Source organism: Bacillus sp. (in: firmicutes) (assembly GCF_031983925.1).
GTDB lineage: Bacteria > Bacillota > Bacilli > Bacillales > Bacillaceae_G > Bacillus_A > Bacillus_A pacificus.
The window spans coordinates 353,789-369,087 of record NZ_DALYZR010000001.1 but is presented as its reverse complement, the minus strand read 5'-3'; the positions used below and the strand labels follow the sequence as shown (position 1 = coordinate 369,087).

The 15,299-nt window shown below is 36.0% G+C and carries 21 protein-coding genes and 1 pseudogene; 3 read left to right on the top strand and 19 right to left on the bottom strand.

The genetic code is table 11. The features are described from left to right. Window positions 1-106 precede the first annotated feature (106 nt). Genes RTP99_RS02070 through RTP99_RS02060 form a run of 3 tightly spaced genes read left to right on the top strand, consistent with a single transcriptional unit; the run spans window position 107 to window position 1,410 of the window. The gene (locus tag RTP99_RS02070) at window positions 107-442 is read left to right on the top strand and encodes an antibiotic biosynthesis monooxygenase family protein (protein WP_000794571.1); all 336 of its coding nucleotides are present in this window, start codon (window positions 107-109) and stop codon (window positions 440-442) included. Window positions 443-444: 2 nt separating this feature from the next. Then, complete coding sequence (locus RTP99_RS02065) at window positions 445-1,050, top strand: dienelactone hydrolase family protein (RefSeq protein ID WP_000727632.1); 606 nt, start codon at window positions 445-447, stop codon at window positions 1,048-1,050. Further along, window positions 1,051-1,410 carry a hypothetical protein gene (locus RTP99_RS02060; RefSeq protein ID WP_000176482.1) on the top strand — a complete coding sequence of 120 codons (360 nt, stop codon included), beginning with the start codon at window positions 1,051-1,053 and terminating at the stop codon, window positions 1,408-1,410. Between the two features lie 27 nt (window positions 1,411-1,437). On the opposite strand, the gene RTP99_RS02055 is transcribed toward RTP99_RS02060, so the two are convergent. From RTP99_RS02055 to RTP99_RS01965, 19 genes and pseudogenes are all read right to left on the bottom strand, one after another. Then, complete coding sequence (locus tag RTP99_RS02055; RefSeq protein WP_001060579.1) at window positions 1,438-1,836, bottom strand: DUF5367 family protein; 399 nt, start codon at window positions 1,834-1,836, stop codon at window positions 1,438-1,440. Beyond that, the gene (locus RTP99_RS02050; RefSeq protein ID WP_001118327.1) at window positions 1,829-2,413 is read right to left on the bottom strand and encodes a TetR/AcrR family transcriptional regulator; all 585 of its coding nucleotides are present in this window, start codon (window positions 2,411-2,413) and stop codon (window positions 1,829-1,831) included. Before RTP99_RS02050 ends, RTP99_RS02055 begins: the two co-directional genes overlap by 8 nt. An 87-nt stretch (window positions 2,414-2,500) precedes the next feature. Next, on the bottom strand, window positions 2,501-2,671 hold the full coding sequence (locus RTP99_RS02045) for a DUF3951 domain-containing protein (RefSeq protein WP_000602235.1): 171 nt from the start codon (window positions 2,669-2,671) through the stop codon (window positions 2,501-2,503). A gap of 62 nt (window positions 2,672-2,733) precedes the next feature. Then, window positions 2,734-3,045, bottom strand: coding sequence for an AzlD domain-containing protein (locus RTP99_RS02040; protein WP_000425936.1), 312 nt, complete (start codon window positions 3,043-3,045; stop codon window positions 2,734-2,736). Further along, complete coding sequence (locus RTP99_RS02035; RefSeq protein WP_000030487.1) at window positions 3,036-3,761, bottom strand: AzlC family ABC transporter permease; 726 nt, start codon at window positions 3,759-3,761, stop codon at window positions 3,036-3,038. The genes RTP99_RS02040 and RTP99_RS02035 overlap by 10 nt, the downstream gene beginning before the upstream one ends. After that, window positions 3,754-4,590 carry a TrmB family transcriptional regulator gene (locus RTP99_RS02030; RefSeq protein WP_000343369.1) on the bottom strand — a complete coding sequence of 279 codons (837 nt, stop codon included), beginning with the start codon at window positions 4,588-4,590 and terminating at the stop codon, window positions 3,754-3,756. Before RTP99_RS02030 ends, RTP99_RS02035 begins: the two co-directional genes overlap by 8 nt. A gap of 16 nt (window positions 4,591-4,606) precedes the next feature. Next, window positions 4,607-5,317, bottom strand: a complete 711-nt coding sequence (locus RTP99_RS02025) for an alanyl-tRNA editing protein (RefSeq protein WP_000205371.1) — start codon at window positions 5,315-5,317, stop codon at window positions 4,607-4,609. A 122-nt stretch (window positions 5,318-5,439) separates the two neighbouring features. After that, window positions 5,440-6,213 carry a flagellar basal-body rod protein FlgG gene (locus RTP99_RS02020; RefSeq protein WP_001013941.1) on the bottom strand — a complete coding sequence of 258 codons (774 nt, stop codon included), beginning with the start codon at window positions 6,211-6,213 and terminating at the stop codon, window positions 5,440-5,442. 42 nt (window positions 6,214-6,255) lie between these two features. After that, on the bottom strand, window positions 6,256-7,566 hold the full coding sequence (gene flhF / locus RTP99_RS02015) for a flagellar biosynthesis GTPase FlhF (RefSeq protein ID WP_000446200.1): 1,311 nt from the start codon (window positions 7,564-7,566) through the stop codon (window positions 6,256-6,258). A gap of 14 nt (window positions 7,567-7,580) precedes the next feature. Then, window positions 7,581-9,647, bottom strand: a complete 2,067-nt coding sequence (flhA, locus tag RTP99_RS02010) for a flagellar biosynthesis protein FlhA (RefSeq protein WP_000472544.1) — start codon at window positions 9,645-9,647, stop codon at window positions 7,581-7,583. Window positions 9,648-9,670: 23 nt separating this feature from the next. Then, window positions 9,671-10,717, bottom strand: a complete 1,047-nt coding sequence (gene flhB, locus RTP99_RS02005) for a flagellar type III secretion system protein FlhB (protein ID WP_001030107.1) — start codon at window positions 10,715-10,717, stop codon at window positions 9,671-9,673. Window positions 10,718-10,727: 10 nt separating this feature from the next. Next, on the bottom strand, window positions 10,728-11,489 hold the full coding sequence (locus RTP99_RS02000) for a flagellar biosynthetic protein FliR (protein ID WP_001055716.1): 762 nt from the start codon (window positions 11,487-11,489) through the stop codon (window positions 10,728-10,730). A 15-nt stretch (window positions 11,490-11,504) separates the two neighbouring features. Next, the gene (locus tag RTP99_RS01995; protein ID WP_001098085.1) at window positions 11,505-11,780 is read right to left on the bottom strand and encodes a flagellar biosynthetic protein FliQ; all 276 of its coding nucleotides are present in this window, start codon (window positions 11,778-11,780) and stop codon (window positions 11,505-11,507) included. A gap of 33 nt (window positions 11,781-11,813) precedes the next feature. Continuing rightward, complete coding sequence (locus RTP99_RS01990) at window positions 11,814-12,572, bottom strand: flagellar type III secretion system pore protein FliP (RefSeq protein WP_001220586.1); 759 nt, start codon at window positions 12,570-12,572, stop codon at window positions 11,814-11,816. Beyond that, entirely contained in the window at window positions 12,569-12,889 is a 321-nt protein-coding gene (locus tag RTP99_RS01985; protein WP_000121170.1) for a hypothetical protein, read from the bottom strand. The genes RTP99_RS01990 and RTP99_RS01985 overlap by 4 nt, the downstream gene beginning before the upstream one ends. Before the next feature lie 12 nt (window positions 12,890-12,901). Continuing rightward, complete coding sequence (gene fliN / locus RTP99_RS01980; RefSeq protein ID WP_000680025.1) at window positions 12,902-13,261, bottom strand: flagellar motor switch protein FliN; 360 nt, start codon at window positions 13,259-13,261, stop codon at window positions 12,902-12,904. Between the two features lie 10 nt (window positions 13,262-13,271). Continuing rightward, window positions 13,272-14,258 carry a flagellar motor switch protein FliM gene (fliM, locus tag RTP99_RS01975; protein ID WP_000012187.1) on the bottom strand — a complete coding sequence of 329 codons (987 nt, stop codon included), beginning with the start codon at window positions 14,256-14,258 and terminating at the stop codon, window positions 13,272-13,274. A gap of 14 nt (window positions 14,259-14,272) precedes the next feature. After that, complete coding sequence (locus RTP99_RS01970) at window positions 14,273-14,497, bottom strand: flagellar motor switch protein FliN (RefSeq protein WP_000775712.1); 225 nt, start codon at window positions 14,495-14,497, stop codon at window positions 14,273-14,275. A gap of 82 nt (window positions 14,498-14,579) precedes the next feature. Beyond that, window positions 14,580-15,176, bottom strand: a pseudogene (locus RTP99_RS01965) (lytic transglycosylase domain-containing protein); the annotation flags it as partial. Window positions 15,177-15,299 lie beyond the last annotated feature (123 nt).

Here is a 15,299-nt window from a genome sequence, read left to right as displayed (position 1 = left end):
CCATCTTACTTCATTCAAGTAACAATAAAAAACGAAATATTAATAAGAAGCCATGACTTCTTTTCTATTTTTCACATGCTAAACTATATGAAAAGGAGGATTGTATATGAAAAATAATTTACAAAAAACAAGTCATTATTATGCAGTTATATTCACTTCTAATTTATCAAATGATACAACAGACTATAATGCCGCTTCTGACAAAATGGAGGAACTTGCAAAGCAGCAACCTGGATTTCTAGGTGTAGAAAGTGCACGAGATCATTCAGGGCTCGGAATCACAATTTCTTATTGGGAATCACTTGAGGCGATTGAAAATTGGAAACAGAATGCCTTACATAAAGAAGCGAAAAAAAGGGGCCGTGAGCAATGGTATGAAAACTTCCACCTTCGTATCTGCCTTGTTGAGAAAGAATTTAAATTTCATAGAGGTACTTTATAACGATGAAGAAAAAATTAGCTCTCGTTGTTGTTCATGAGATATATGGTGTGAACGACCATATGCATCACGTTACCGACCACTTCACTTCATCTCATATAGATGTATTCTGTCCTAATCTGCTACAATCGCAACCTGCATTTCATTATAGTGATGAAGAAAAAGCATATCATTTTTTTATGAATCATATTGGATTTGAAGATGGAAAAAAGCAAATTGAAACATTCATTACTCATCTTTCTAGTCGTTACACACATATTGGACTTATCGGCTTTAGTGTTGGTGCTACCATCTCATGGCTATGTAGTAACAATCCGAAAATAGATTTTATTATCGGATGTTACGGTTCTCGTATACGTGACTATATTCATATGAAACCAACATGTGCTACCTTACTTATTTTCCCTGAAAAAGAAGCTAGTTTTTCAGTACCCTCTTTCATTCAATCGTTGCAGCAACAAAAGAACCCTTTATTAGAAATATACCAACTACACGGTGAACATGGTTTTCTAAATCCGTACACCGAAAAATATAACGGGCACTCTACAAATCAAGCATATAATTTAATAGATTCATTTCTTGTAAAAAACACTCTTATAAAGGAGATGTAAATGACACTTACATTACTCTTACTGATTTTCATATTCATTGCCTTTTTCTCAGCGCTAACTATTATTCTAGTAACCGTAAAAAAAGGAGCGTTTTCCAAACGTCCCTACTTACAATCTATTATCGTTTACATTTTATTTTTTACAAATTGGATCTTATATTTATCAACCTTTTATGCGTTACTTCCCGAAAAAATTAGCGAGTTACTATTCCTGCCCATTTGGTTTTTCCTTTGCATATTAGGCTTTATCGCTTTCTGGCGCGAATGGAGAAACAACCGTGTATTCTCCATATGTATCGGTTTTCTTTCCTTTATTAGTTTTTTATTTGGGCTGTTTTTGTTAGTTCTTTCGGGGATGTAACTGTTATAAGGAGGATAAAAATCCTCTTTATAACAGTCTTTTTCGTTCCATAACGAAAGGAATTATTAAATAAAGAGCATATGCAATCACCATCCAAATGGTAAATGACATGATTTGCTGTGAGGATAATTGTGAGAATAGATTAGAAGAATGATACAAGATGTAAGAATCTAAAGTTAAACCGATTGCTGTACCACATATACCTAACTTAATAACTGCATATTTCGTAGTATCTAGTTTTTTGTATAGCCACATTACAAAGCATAAAGCTATAGCCGTTCCTAATTCAAGAAACGTCAATTGTAGAAAAAATCTACTTGAAGTGTATTCCAATAAAACAGAAGAACCGAAAATAATGAAGAACGCTGAGGCAAAAAACCAAACGCCGATAGAAAATAAAATAGTGAGCCAAAGTTTATTATTCACTACCATTACCTCCCTTTTGTAGCTCTATGAACTTTTCCAATAACAGGTGCAAATCACCATATACTTCGTCGCTAGAAAAAGATGGATTGAATAATGCTTGCAATGCCAATCCGTCAATTAATGCATTACATAAAATGCTCCACGTTTCAGTTGAAATTTGAGGTGTCATTGTACCTCCTATATTTTTATTTAACACTCTTGTTAATTCTTGGTTTTCATAATGTAACAATCCACCAATTTTATTTTTCATCGCATCATTTTGTAATCCACTAGCTACTAATTGAAAAAACAAATGATGATACATTGAATCTTTCACACATCTACTTTCGGCAGACTGCAAAGCCTTTTCTAACTGTACATCCTTTCCTAGTTGTTCCCACGACGCTTTACAAAACGATTCAGTTACTTCCAGTAATAATTGATCTTTCGTTTTAAAATGATAATATACGGTACCTTGTGTAACTTGAGCACTCTCTGCAACTGCTTTTAATGTCAACTTTTCCATCCCATGCTCTGCAATAATTTCTTTTGCTGCTTGTAGTAAATTCTCTTTATTAACAACATTTGGTTTTGCCACTTCTATGACCACCTTTTAAGTTAGTTGGATAACTAACTTAAATTATACAGAAAAATCAGATAAAACAAAAGAAAGAAAAGTCAACTTTCAACTTTTCTTCCTTCTATTTTTACCTTTAGATTTCACTGTCACTGATTCACAAGGTGTGTAATAAATTTGAGGTGTCGCCTTATCAACAAACATCATAAACGTAATGAAGCCGATAATAAAGAAAATAAACAACGTTAACAAAATTGCTCCTATCGTTAAAAGTATCATAACACCACCCCTATATTTTTCATGTTATTACACCTTTCGCTATTATATGAGCGTAATCCTTTTTAGAAAAAGAAACGTAACAAAATAATCACAATCACACCAGTTAATACTGCACCTAATAAACTACGAGTATATATCGCAACAAGAAATGTTGGAATTGCTGCGATCAGGTAATCCCACTGCATCGTCTCATGCATAAATAATACTTGTGCTAAAAGTGCTGCTAATATCGCGATTGGTATGTAATTTAACCATTTTAAACCCCATTCTGGAATTTGTAGTTTACTAAATACGAGTAGAGGTAAAATACGTGGCACGAGTGTAACAGCTCCTGCTGCTAATAAAAGTAATATTACATCTAATCTCATTTCCATTTTTCAATCACCACTCCAATCGTCGCAGCTAGTAGTGTTGCGATAATAACCGCTATACTATCTGGCATAAATAAGTGTGAAACATATGCGATGATAATTGCTACAATTGCAACAGTAAGATGAATTGCTAACTTCGGTTTACTACTTATGAGCTGAAGTACAAATAACCCGATAAACATTGCTGGTAATGCATAATCCATACCGTACGTATGCGGATCTGGTATCCATTCACCAAATAGCCCGCCGATAATAGTAGCAAGGATCCAATTTAAATAAGCCGTTACATTTAGCCCAACCATCCATCTTTCGCCTAAATATCCTTTTTGCGCTGCATGCTGTACTGCAACGCCGAACGTTTCATCTGTAATTTGAGAACCAATTAGTAAGTTTTTAAATAGAGGCAGTTTCGTAAAGTACGGTGCAAGCGCAGCACTCATTAGAAGGTGGCGTAAATTAACAAAAAAGACGGTGAAAATGATCGCTGAAGCAGGTGCACCAGCTGCATACATACCAGCTAATATAAATTGGGCAGAACCTGCATAAATTAAAGTCGACATAAACGCAATTTCAATAATGGAGAAACCTGCTGTTTTTGCAATTACACCGGCTGCTATACCGATGCTTAAATAACCAAATACAGTTGGTAAACAATCTTTTACTCCTTGCTGAAATGTATCATCGCTTTGCAAAGCTACATGTGCTTGGGCTTTACTCATCCGTATCATCCTCCATTCCTTCTAAAGTTCGTTTTCCTGTTACGACATGAACTAAATCTATATTTTCACGCCATAACATATCTAACTTATCAGCTCCAAATTCCTGCGTGATTTCTTCAACCATAATATCGTGCCGCACATACTCTGTAGCAACGAGAACTAGAGCTGGGTCATACGTTGTAACAGCCCATGAAGTGCTATCATTTGAGAAGTTCGCAATTAATACTTCTTCTCCGTCACGCGCAATTACAGTTAAATGACCACCCATTCTCTTTTCAACAACGTGAGGCGTCATATAATTATGGTGAAACGTCGCTCCTATTTTTGTTTCTGGAGCGCCAAATAAGATTGAAAATATATGTACTCCCTCTTCTTCCTTTTGATGAATGTATGGCTCAATTTCATGCACTTGATCTTCCCATACAGAAATCCATAACTCTTCCTTCGCTCTATTAATTATATTGCATATTTCCTTCAAAACACGATCATTTGAGCGAATATGCGAAATTACATCTATTTGTCGCTCTTGTTCTAAACCATTTAATTTCTCATCTAAAAATTCAAAGGATTTTTCAAAGTCTTTTCGCATGCGATTCATTAATTCCGTAGCTGGTACTGGTACATATTTAACTGGTTCAGAAGGTACAATATGTACTGCTCCTTTATCCATTAACTTACCTAGTACCTCGTAAATCATAGAACGGGGTACTCCTGTTTGTTTACTCACTTCATACCCAGTTACTGGGGAATGTTTTAGTAGTCCAATATACGCTTTACATTCGTACTGGGAAAAACCTAGCTTTTGTAATTCCTTTATAATTTCATCCATTAGTACTCCTCACAATCTAAATCGCTCTAACTTCAAAGCGACGATTTTGCTTACCTTTACTTTTTACTTTATCAATAACAAGTGTTCCTATTTCATTCGTATTTTTCACATGTGTGCCTCCACAAGCTTGTTCGTCTAAATTTTCAATTGTAACAATGCGGATTTCTTGTATAGTAGTTGGCAGGAGGTTTATGGCTGTTTTAATCATTCCTACAGCATTTTCTGCTTCTTCGCGGCTCATATAACGAGTGGAAATTTCTTTATTTTGTTTAATAAGTTTATTCACTTCCTTAACAATTTCTTCTACTTCCACGCTCGATAACTCTTGCAACTCATTAAAATCGATACGTGCTTTGTCAGGATAGATTTGATTTCCAGTGCATAGAGCTCCATACTTTTCATAAACGACAGCTCCGATAAGATGCAGTAAAGAATGATGACGCATTAAGTTATGACGTCTTTCCCAATTAATCTCTAATTTAACTGGACCTAAATTTACTTGAGCTCCATCTTTTATATAGTGAACTATTTCTCCCTGCTCCTTCTTTACTTTTTCAACTTCAAATACAGATCCATCTTGTACAATGACACCCGTATCACATTCCTGCCCTCCACCAGTTGGATAAAAAACTGTTTCTTTTACATATACTTTATTTCCTTCTACTTTTATCACTTCTGTTTCGCAAATCGTTTTGTATGCATCTTCTAAATATAATGCCGTTGTCATACTCTCACCTCTTTAGTAGTTATAGTTATACCTACTAATATAAAAAAGAAGCTCCACAAAGTCAATTGATAATTCTGAAATTTAAAACAGAAATAAAAAAGACTTCCGCTAACGGAAGTCCCCTATCTCAATATTTCATTTGCTTCTTTTTCATAAATTTTATCAAATGAAGTCATAACGCGTTGTGATGCTGAAATCATTCTTTGATCTGTCATTAGATCTGCCATCTCTTTCGTCATATCTACATTTGAATTTTCTAGCATATGGTTTTTTACTAAGCCTGTTCCGTTCGGTAAATCAGCAATATTTCCTTCTGCTAGTGTAAAGCTTTTGTTCTCTCGTTGCACAAGACGATTATTCGCTTCTGCATCTACTGTTTTTGTTTGCAGGCGAGCAATATTATTTTGTGTTACTTCATCATATAATGTACCATCTGCTTGTACAGCTACCTTTGCTCCTTCAGGAATACGAATACGTTCATTATTCTCTCCCATAACAAAAGCACCAGATGATGTTTGCAAGTAACGATCACTATTTATTGTAAAACTACCATCTCTCGTTAAAAACGTTTCATCGTTTTTAGATGTAACGAAAAATGATGTTGTACCGTTTGCACCATCATCTAAAAAGAAATCTGTAGCACTATTTGTCATTTGTATATTTCCTTGTACTAAGTTCACATGCGTTGCGGCTGGTACTACAGCGTAATCGACTGAGCCAATATTTGTTACAGCTCCGTCACCGCGGCGATATGTGTCTTGTACATCAAATACTTTAGAAGTCATATTTTCTGCTTTAAATCCTGTCGTTTGGGCATTTGCAACGTTATTCGAATGAACATTAATGCGCTGCATGTAATTCATCATACCCATTGAACCTATATAAAGACCGTTCATACTCGATTGAATAAGGCAATTGCCTTATTCTTCACCTCTTTTCTATGATGTTTGCAACATTTGTTTCGCTAATTGTTCCGCTGTAGCGATATGTATGTTTTTCTTTACGTCTTGTCCATCTGTCATTAATACAATGGGAGCTGATGATACTGCTGGAATTTTCAACAATTCCCCACTACTTGCTGTTTCATCAAATTTCGTAAATACGATACCATCAATATGAATATCTTTAAAGTTCGTAATGATTTCAATCATATCTTTACTTTTCATCGAAGCTGATAACGTTAAACAAATATAATCTGGCTCTACTTGTCCCATCGTTTCAATCATTTCTTCCACTGTTTCTGACGCACGATAATTTTTTCCAGCTGTATCAATTAAAATATAATCGACGCGCGCTTCTTCTTTAAAATACGTAAGCGCTCTTGTCATTGCAGCTTCATCACGCACAGCGATTACTTCAAATCCAATTGTCTTTACGTAATCTTGCAGTTGCTGAACTGTCCCAATGCGAGAATGGTCGGTCGTAATAAAACCAACCGTTTTTTTCTTACCGTGAAACTGCCACGCCATTTTCGCAAGTGTCGTCGTTTTTCCAACACCAGTTGGACCGATTAATGCAATTGTTTGTACTTCTTTTTCAAATACATTTTCCGTATTGAAATGAGAGGTCATATCTTCCAATATATATTCGATTACTTCTTCTTCTGTAATCATCGTTGCATTCTCAAACTTCACTTTTAACTTTTCAGCATATGCATGAATGAAGTATTGTTCTACATCGTTTTGTTCTAGCATGCGAATTACTTTTTGAATAATAAATGGTACAGATTCTTGCTTTTCTTTTTTTACAACCACTTCTTCTTTTTTGACGGGAACGACTTTTTTCACAGCTTTTTGCTTTTTCGTTACTTTCGTTTCTTCCGTCTGTTTCACAACGACGATACCTTTTTCAAACAGCTTTAATAGTTTCTCTTTCTTTCTTGCCCATTCTTCACTATTTCCTGTTTGCATCGCCGCGTACGACATAGGAGTCGTCACGTTTTCTAAATTGTGCAGTACCGATTGAATTCCGTTCGCCTTCACAATTTGTTCTGAAGAATCATTTACAACATCCATTAATTGTTCATGAAATTGAGCTGTGCCTTCGTTTACTTCTTCCTGTTTATCCTCTGGAAAAGCAACTAACATTTCATAATTCTTTTTCCAAAAAAACGGGATATTGCGTTTTACACTTTCATCGACAACGTAATAATAATCTGTACCATATTGGTCAAATAACTTTCGATACAATTCATTTTTCGAAGCTGCTTTTATTCGCATTAACGCTTCTTTCTTTTCTGTACTTTCCATTACTTCACCCCCTACTATTCAATATAGGCAATTTGATCTACAACAATTTCTGGTGCTAATTCGCTAATACAAAGTACTTGCGCTTCTACTTGATAACGCTCAAGAAGTCTTACAATCGCAAACCTGAAATCTTTTCTACGCGTTAATAATACTGGTTCTCTTCCCATTAACCTCGCTTGTTTCAATACGCGTTGTACTTGTTCAACGACTCGCGTTTCTAAATCTAAATCCCAGTTTAATAAATAACCTTGATAAGAATTGTTCACAACGTCTGCATCTAACTCAATTGAATCTGAGAAGAGCGCCGCATATATTTTCCCGTCAGGATTTTTCGCATTTTCACAAATCACTTTTGAAATACATTCACGAACGAATGACGTTACGCCGTCAACATGATTTTGATAAATTTCTTTCCCGTCAATAATACCTTCAATAATAGTTGGTAAATCCCGAATAGAAATACCTTCTTTTAGCAATTGCTTAATAACATTTTGAACAAGTGATAAGTCGATTTCTTTCTTCTTAATCTCTTCTAATAAAACGCCATTATCATTTTCAAGGGAGTTAATTAAATCTTTTACATGTTGACGCTGAATTAACTCATGAAGATTACGTCTAACGACAACATCTAAATGTGTAATTAATATGCTAAGTGGCTCTAATACTTGATAGCCTTTCATTTGTGCATCTTGTACCATATGTTCTAAAATCCAATATCCATCCTCGCCAAAAATCGGATCTTTCGCTGGTTCTGCATCTAAATCGGCCATTACATTTGGTGTTTTCAGCGCTAATAAGTAACCTGATTTCAAAACACCTTCAGCTGCCTTCGCACCTTTAATGCGAATAATGTAACGTCCGCGCGGTCTAAAACTCGTATTATCTTTAAAGTTAATTCCAGGAACGTTAATACCAAGGTCGGTAATAATCGATTTCCTCATAAGAACAACTTTATCACGAGCTGTTTCCCCGTTAATTTTCTGCTTTACAAGTGCCGCTAAATCTAAACCTAGTTCTACAATAATTGGATATTTATCTGTAAATACGCCAAATGAATCTTCCACTTGTTGCAATTGCTCATCTTCGCCTTGAATCATTTCTAATTCTTTTTGAAGCTCATCTTCTTTTTCTTTCTTCATTCGATTTTTATTTCGAATTCCTAAGAAGATAATTGTTCCACCAACGAGTGCGAACGGTAGAAATGGTAGCGGAGTAAAAATACCCATTGCGATAAATAAACCACCGAGCGCATATACAACGACTTCATGTGCTAATAACTCTTTAAAGATACCTTCTGTTACTGTATCCGGTGAACCGTCAAATACACGCGTTACGATAATACCTGTTGAAATCGCAAGCATTAAAGAACCGATTTGGTTTACAATTCCATCACCGACAGTTAACTGCGTGTAATGAAGAGCCGCTTCACCAAAGCTCATGCCCTGCTGCATCATTCCGACAATTAAACCGAAAATGATGTTTACGAATAAAATGACAATCCCGAAAATAACGTCCCCTTTAATGAACTTCCCGGCACCATCCATCGCCCCGTAAAACTCTGTTTCCATATTTAATTTTTTTCGTTTTGCTTGTGCATCTTTTTCTGAAATAATACGCTGGTTTAAATCAGCATCGATCGACATTTGTTTCCCTGGTAAAGAATCAAGCGTAAAACGAGCTGCAACTTCAGCTGTACGAGATGCACCGTTTGCAACGATAAACTGGAATATGATTAATACTGTAAAAATAACGATACCAATTAATAAGTTCCCGCCAATTACGAACTGGCCGAACTCTTCAATAACATGACCGGCATTTCCGTTTGTCAAAATCGCTCGCGTCGTCGATACGTTAATCGATACGCGGAAAATCCCGATTAATAACAACATCGTCGGAAATGACTTTAATTCATCCCACTCGTTAATACTTGTCGCTCGCATATAAATAAGCACTGACATACTTAGTAGAAAAACGATAATGATATCAAGTATAAATGGTGGAAGTGGAATTAAGAGCGCCACTACGAATGACGCTGCTAAAAAGATAGAAAAATAGGTTCTTGCAGAATCTATCTTAAACAAAGAGATCTCCTCCAAACGCGCTATTATACTTCAAGTTCATTCGTTTGAATTAAATAGCGCATAACTTCAATTACAGCTACGTATAAATCTTCTGGAATCGTCTCATCTTCCTCGACTTGATAATATAAAGAACGAGCAAGCGGACGGTTTTCCACCATTGGTATTTCTTGTTCACGGGCAAGCGTTCGTATATATAAAGCGAGCTCATCTTCCCCTTTTGCAACAACAATTGGTGCTGCATCAACGTGTTTATTGTACCTGAGTACGACTGAAATATGAGTCGGGTTGTTTACAATAAACGTTGCGCCATCCATCTTCTTCGCAATTGTCCCTTGCAATATAGCGTGCATAAAGTTTTTTCGTTTTCCCTTTACTTGCGGGTCCCCTTCATTATCTTTATGCTCTTGTTTTACTTCTTCTTTTTTCATCTTAATATCTTGTTCGTACTCCCATTTTTGATAAATAAAATCAATAATAGAAAGAACGATTAATATAATTAAAATCGCTAAGAAGATAAATTTAATTTGCCTAATAATTTCAGTAAGTGACGCAGTCCAGTTAAATCCAATCATACTCACGATTGTCTCTAAATTCTTTTTAAAGAGCACGTAAGCGACGTAACCGATTAATCCCATATAAAACAGTGATTTCAAAATATCTACTAAACTTTTACGACTAAACAATCTCGTAAAATAGTTTTTTGGGTTAATACGCGACGCTTTCGGCTTAATCACTTTAGAAGAAAATAAGAAACCGACTTGAATCATATAATTGAATAAATGAAAAGCGTATACGAGTATTAATATAGGTGCTGATACTTTTAGTAGTAACATCCCCATCATATAAAAATACTCGGTTGAATCTGTATTTTTTCCAATTTGATCAAACAGCACCGATACAGAATTGGCAATCTCAAACCCGAGCCAATCCCCGAAAAAGTAAACGACAACTGCTAATACAAGAATGGAAAATAAATTATTTAAATCTTTACTCCGGGCAATATTCCCTTCTTCACGCGATTTCTTACGCTTCTGCGGGGTGGCCTTTTCTGTTTTATTATCCTTTGCCATGTGCGTCCCCCTACTTCGTTAAGAAAAAATTAAATAGTTTCGTATATTCCTCAAGCAATACATCCGTCATATTTTTAAACACATAACCGAGCATCGGTACACTCATTGCAATAAACAAAATACCACACGTAATTTTAATCACATACGCATTCATAAAAACGTTTAATTGCGGAGCGTTTTTTGCGATTAAAATTAAAACAAAGTTAATGATGAATAAACTTCCCATAAGCGGAAGTGCAATTTCAACCGCTGATGTGATCGCAAATAATAACGTTGCGAGTAGACTATCTAAAAAACTAGTCGTCAACAATTTTGAAATCGCCTCTGTATATTGAAACGACTTTAAAATCGTGGCAACGAAATAATTAATGCCGCCAAGTGAAATAAAAATAATGAGAAAAAATATATCAAAAATGGTTGATAGTAAAGTAGACTGTGAGCCTGCATTTACATCAAACAAACTTGCTTGTGATAAACCGATATCAAAGTCTAAAATATGCCCGGCCATTTTCGGAATGTTCCACAGCATTTCTACAATTTTTGAAAGTGATAATCCAATTACAATTTGCGTACCTGCATAAGCTGCTACGTCCCAAGTTGTCTTTATGTGAGAGACATCAACTTGATCGGCAACTGTTATGGAAAGGGCAAGTCCAACTGTAACCTTCGCCATAGCTGGAATAGATCGACCAGAGAAAAACGGTAAAAAATATAAAAATGAAGTAATGCGGCAAAACGCAAAAAACGTCGCCGCCCATAATTCCATATTCATTTCAGTCCACCTATCTTAGTACGAACGCAATAGCGATGGAATTTTATCAAATAAATCTAAAATAAGCGTCGTTAACTCTTGAAACATCCAAGGACCTAAAATGATAATAACGAGTACAATACTCGCCATTTTCGGTAAAAACGTCAGCGTTTGCTCTTGAATTTGCATCATCGCCATAATGACTGCGATAATAATAACGACAATCATACTTACGCCGGCAACCGGCATTAAAATCATAACCCCTTTATAAAAAAAGGTTTGAAAAATATCTATAATTGGTGACGTATTCATTTATATGACTCCTATCACATAGCATCAAACGCTTCAGGCGACCGTTTTAAACATAATGTCGACGATTTTTGTATATCCACCTAAATATACGAAAACGAGTATTTTAAACGGTAAACTTAAAATCATCGGCGGTACCATCATCATCCCGAGGTACATTAAAAGTGTACTAATAATCAAATCTATAAATACAAACGCTAAATAAATGAACATCCCTGTTAATAACCCCTTTTGGATTTGCGTTAACGTAAAGGATGGTACGAGCGTAAATAAGGAAAGATCTTTTAAATCTTTCGGCAACTCTTCTCCGCGTACTTTTAGCATCATTTTTAAATCATGCTTATATGTATGCTTTGACATATACTCTTTCATAATCGGCGCTGTCGTTTCCGCAGCTTGGCTTACCGTTATTTTCTCTTTCGTCATCGGATCCCACACATCGCTCTTTAGTTGCCCAAGAACAGGCTGCATCGTAAAGAGTGATAAAAATAAGGCAAGTCCAACGAGCACTTGGTTCGGTGGCAAATTCATTACCCCAAGTCCTTGACGTGTAATCCCAAGAACAATCATAAAATAAGTAAAATGTGTAAATAATAGAACGATAGATGAAGATAATGATAAAAGGGTAACGAGCGCAAATAATTGTACACTTGAATTACTCGTAAACTCTTTTCCATTTTCGAAATTAATAAAACCGTTTTGGGCTGCATACGCTGGATTTACAAAAATAATTGAAAAAACGATAGAAAATACGAAAATAACGGCTAATAATGATAACTGTTTCTTTATTCTCATGATGGATCCTCTACTTTTTTCGTTTCACTCTTCACCGCGTCTTCTAGCGCTTGTTGAAACTGATTTCCTGTTCCTGTTAATTGCACAGATTGTACACCGTTATTACTAATAACAGTGAACACTTGCTTGCCATCTACTTCAAATAAAAAGGCGCTCGTTTGATGATTTAAATACACGCCGTCTTTCACTTGAATGTGGCCATTTTCACCTTGTTTAAAAAACTGCTGTTTGCGTGTCTTTTTCGTCATAAAATATGCACCGTAGCCGAGCGCACCAAACAGTAAAACGACTTGAAATAAGGTCGTCATATACGACATATGACTCCTCCTCTACTCTTTATCTTGCATTTGACTTTGCGCTTTCATAAGCGCAGCTTGCTTCTTGTCAGCTTCAATTTCAGAAATGATAATACCGAACTTCTCGTCCATTACGATCGCTTCTCCAATGCCAACTTTCATATTACTTAAATACACATCTACTTTATGTCCTAAGTTTTTCTCTACTTCCAGAACATCGCCCACTTTTAACTGTTTCACATCACCGAGCGTAATAGATGTTTTCCCAAGCTTTACACCAAGTTCAATCGAAATATCTGAAACAGTATCAATATGTGCTTTACTTGCTTCATTTCGCTTTCCTGCAAATTCTTCTAACCCCATTAATGACACAGGAGATACTTCATGCTTCATATGGATCCTCCTACTCTACAAAACTTTTAAATAAGAGCGCCTTACGCGTTCCATCTTTTCCAATAAAACAATTAAATTTATGCTTTCCATCTACAAAACCAAGCAATTCATCCGAAACTTTCGTATGAAGCGGAATTATATCGCCTTCTTCAATTTGTTCAATCTCGCCCATCGTCATCTTCTGCTCACCAATGGCAACGTGAACTGGTTTATACACTTGATTTACTTTCACTTCCACTTCAGACGTATACTTTTTACGCTTATCTGAAGAATGTTCGACAATATTTTCAGACGTTAACTTATCCATAATTTCTTCAACAGATAAGAACGGAATCCCGATGCGCACTGTCGTATTCCAAAAATCCGTTTTCATATTTACGTTCAGTAATGAAATAATATCGCTCGCTGTCGTAATCTTAAGTGCATTCGGATCTGTCTCTGTCGTTACAAATGTCGGTTTAATTGCCACAACACTTTCAAACGATTGCTCTAAATTTTTGCATAGAAGCGCAAATATATTATCAAGCGTTAAAAACTCGAATGCCGTCAGTGGTCTACGCATCGTAAAATTACGCTTACTATCTCCGCCAAGCCAGCACTCATGAATGTAAATAACAAATGCTAAATCAATCTCAATAACAATTTCTCCAAGCTCTGGAAGTCCGAGATCAATGACGCAATATAAATAGTAATCTTTCGGCATTTTCTCCACATACTCACTCGTAAATGGAACTTGCTCCACTGTCGAAGGCTCTAAGTCAATCGGAATACGCATACGCGCAGATAACGTCTGTGACGTCTGTTTACCAAACGTAGAAGCAATCGCTTGCAAGCTACGTAAATGTTCAACACCGAACTTCTCCGGTCTATTAAAATCATACTCTTGAAATTTATCTTGCTTCCCTGCTTCTTGTGCGAAAGCTGGCATTTCCTCGCCTTCATTTACCGCCTTCAGCAGGGCATCAATTTGCTCTTGGCTTAATTTATCGCCACTCATGAAAATCCCCTTCCCTACCTTTTCAATTCAACGATTTCAACGTACATTTTTCCATTCTTCGTCAAAATCTTTCCGGTTCCAATCTCTTCATTCTCAAGCATAAGACGCACCGTATTTTTCGTTGAATTTTCAAGACGATACAATGTACCTTTCGTAATATGAAGCAGATCTTCAATTTTCTTTTTCGTATTTCCGATTTCAAAATAAATTGTTAACGGAATATCATCTTGTAATTTCAATCTAGCCACTCCCATATCATGTTCACGAAAATTTCATGTTCTCTCTATATAATGAAATCTCTTATTTTGAAACGTCGATATTTAATATTTTTTTAATATATCCTTGCGTTTCTTTAAATGGAGGTACGCCTCCGTACTTTCTCACATTACCAGGACCAGCATTATAAGAAGCAAGCGCCAATACTAAGTCACCGTTATTTTTCTTTAAATAACCGCTCAACTCTTTCACGCCGCCTTCAATACTTTCAGCTGGTGAAAATGGATTTTTTATACCCATCTCTTTTACAATCGCCGGCATAAGCTGCATAAGTCCCATCGCCCCTGCATGCGACACCGTTTTCGGATTAAAATCAGACTCTACTTCAATCATTTTTTGAATTAACGTTTTCGGAATTCCGTATGTACGACTTACTCTACCTATAATATCCTCATACTTCCCTTCATTTGAAGAACGTATTTTTTGAATATTATACTTCTTCGTTAATCCCCACGTATCAACTGCCTCATTTTTCGTTTCCGGGAAACGTCGTTCAAACTCTTTTTGCGCGACTTGCACGTCATCAACTTTCTTCGTTTCAGGCTTTTCTTCCGGCTTACTTACTTCCTCTACTTTATGAATAGATGCTTCCGGTTTATTCACAACCGCTTCTATTTTCGTAGATTGTACCGGCTGACTCATATCTTCTACTTTAGCCGGCTGCGTAGTAGCCTTCGTCTCCTTCATAGGTTCGCTCTGCAACTTTTCTTGAAAGCGAGTACTAACGAAAGCCTCCGGACTACTTAACTTTTGCTGAAACTGTCC

What these genes read in the sequence shown, in the direction of transcription:
- RTP99_RS02045 (WP_000602235.1), bottom strand. Translation starts at nt 2,671, where the DNA reads ATGATACTTTTAACGATAGGAGCAATTTTGTTAACGTTGTTTATTTTC.
- RTP99_RS02030 (WP_000343369.1), bottom strand. Translation starts at nt 4,590, where the DNA reads ATGGATGAAATTATAAAGGAATTACAAAAGCTAGGTTTTTCCCAGTAC.
- RTP99_RS02035 (WP_000030487.1), bottom strand. Translation starts at nt 3,761, where the DNA reads ATGAGTAAAGCCCAAGCACATGTAGCTTTGCAAAGCGATGATACATTT.
- RTP99_RS01985 (WP_000121170.1), bottom strand. Translation starts at nt 12,889, where the DNA reads ATGTCGTATATGACGACCTTATTTCAAGTCGTTTTACTGTTTGGTGCG.
- RTP99_RS01995 (WP_001098085.1), bottom strand. Translation starts at nt 11,780, where the DNA reads ATGAATACGTCACCAATTATAGATATTTTTCAAACCTTTTTTTATAAA.
- RTP99_RS02020 (WP_001013941.1), bottom strand. Translation starts at nt 6,213, where the DNA reads ATGAACGGTCTTTATATAGGTTCAATGGGTATGATGAATTACATGCAG.
- RTP99_RS02000 (WP_001055716.1), bottom strand. Translation starts at nt 11,489, where the DNA reads ATGAATATGGAATTATGGGCGGCGACGTTTTTTGCGTTTTGCCGCATT.
- RTP99_RS02065 (WP_000727632.1), top strand. Translation starts at nt 445, where the DNA reads ATGAAGAAAAAATTAGCTCTCGTTGTTGTTCATGAGATATATGGTGTG.
- fliN (WP_000680025.1), bottom strand. Translation starts at nt 13,261, where the DNA reads ATGAAGCATGAAGTATCTCCTGTGTCATTAATGGGGTTAGAAGAATTT.
- RTP99_RS02040 (WP_000425936.1), bottom strand. Translation starts at nt 3,045, where the DNA reads ATGGAAATGAGATTAGATGTAATATTACTTTTATTAGCAGCAGGAGCT.
- flhB (WP_001030107.1), bottom strand. Translation starts at nt 10,717, where the DNA reads ATGGCAAAGGATAATAAAACAGAAAAGGCCACCCCGCAGAAGCGTAAG.
- RTP99_RS02070 (WP_000794571.1), top strand. Translation starts at nt 107, where the DNA reads ATGAAAAATAATTTACAAAAAACAAGTCATTATTATGCAGTTATATTC.
- RTP99_RS02060 (WP_000176482.1), top strand. Translation starts at nt 1,051, where the DNA reads ATGACACTTACATTACTCTTACTGATTTTCATATTCATTGCCTTTTTC.
- flhF (WP_000446200.1), bottom strand. Translation starts at nt 7,566, where the DNA reads ATGGAAAGTACAGAAAAGAAAGAAGCGTTAATGCGAATAAAAGCAGCT.
- RTP99_RS01990 (WP_001220586.1), bottom strand. Translation starts at nt 12,572, where the DNA reads ATGAGAATAAAGAAACAGTTATCATTATTAGCCGTTATTTTCGTATTT.
- fliM (WP_000012187.1), bottom strand. Translation starts at nt 14,258, where the DNA reads ATGAGTGGCGATAAATTAAGCCAAGAGCAAATTGATGCCCTGCTGAAG.
- RTP99_RS02025 (WP_000205371.1), bottom strand. Translation starts at nt 5,317, where the DNA reads ATGACAACGGCATTATATTTAGAAGATGCATACAAAACGATTTGCGAA.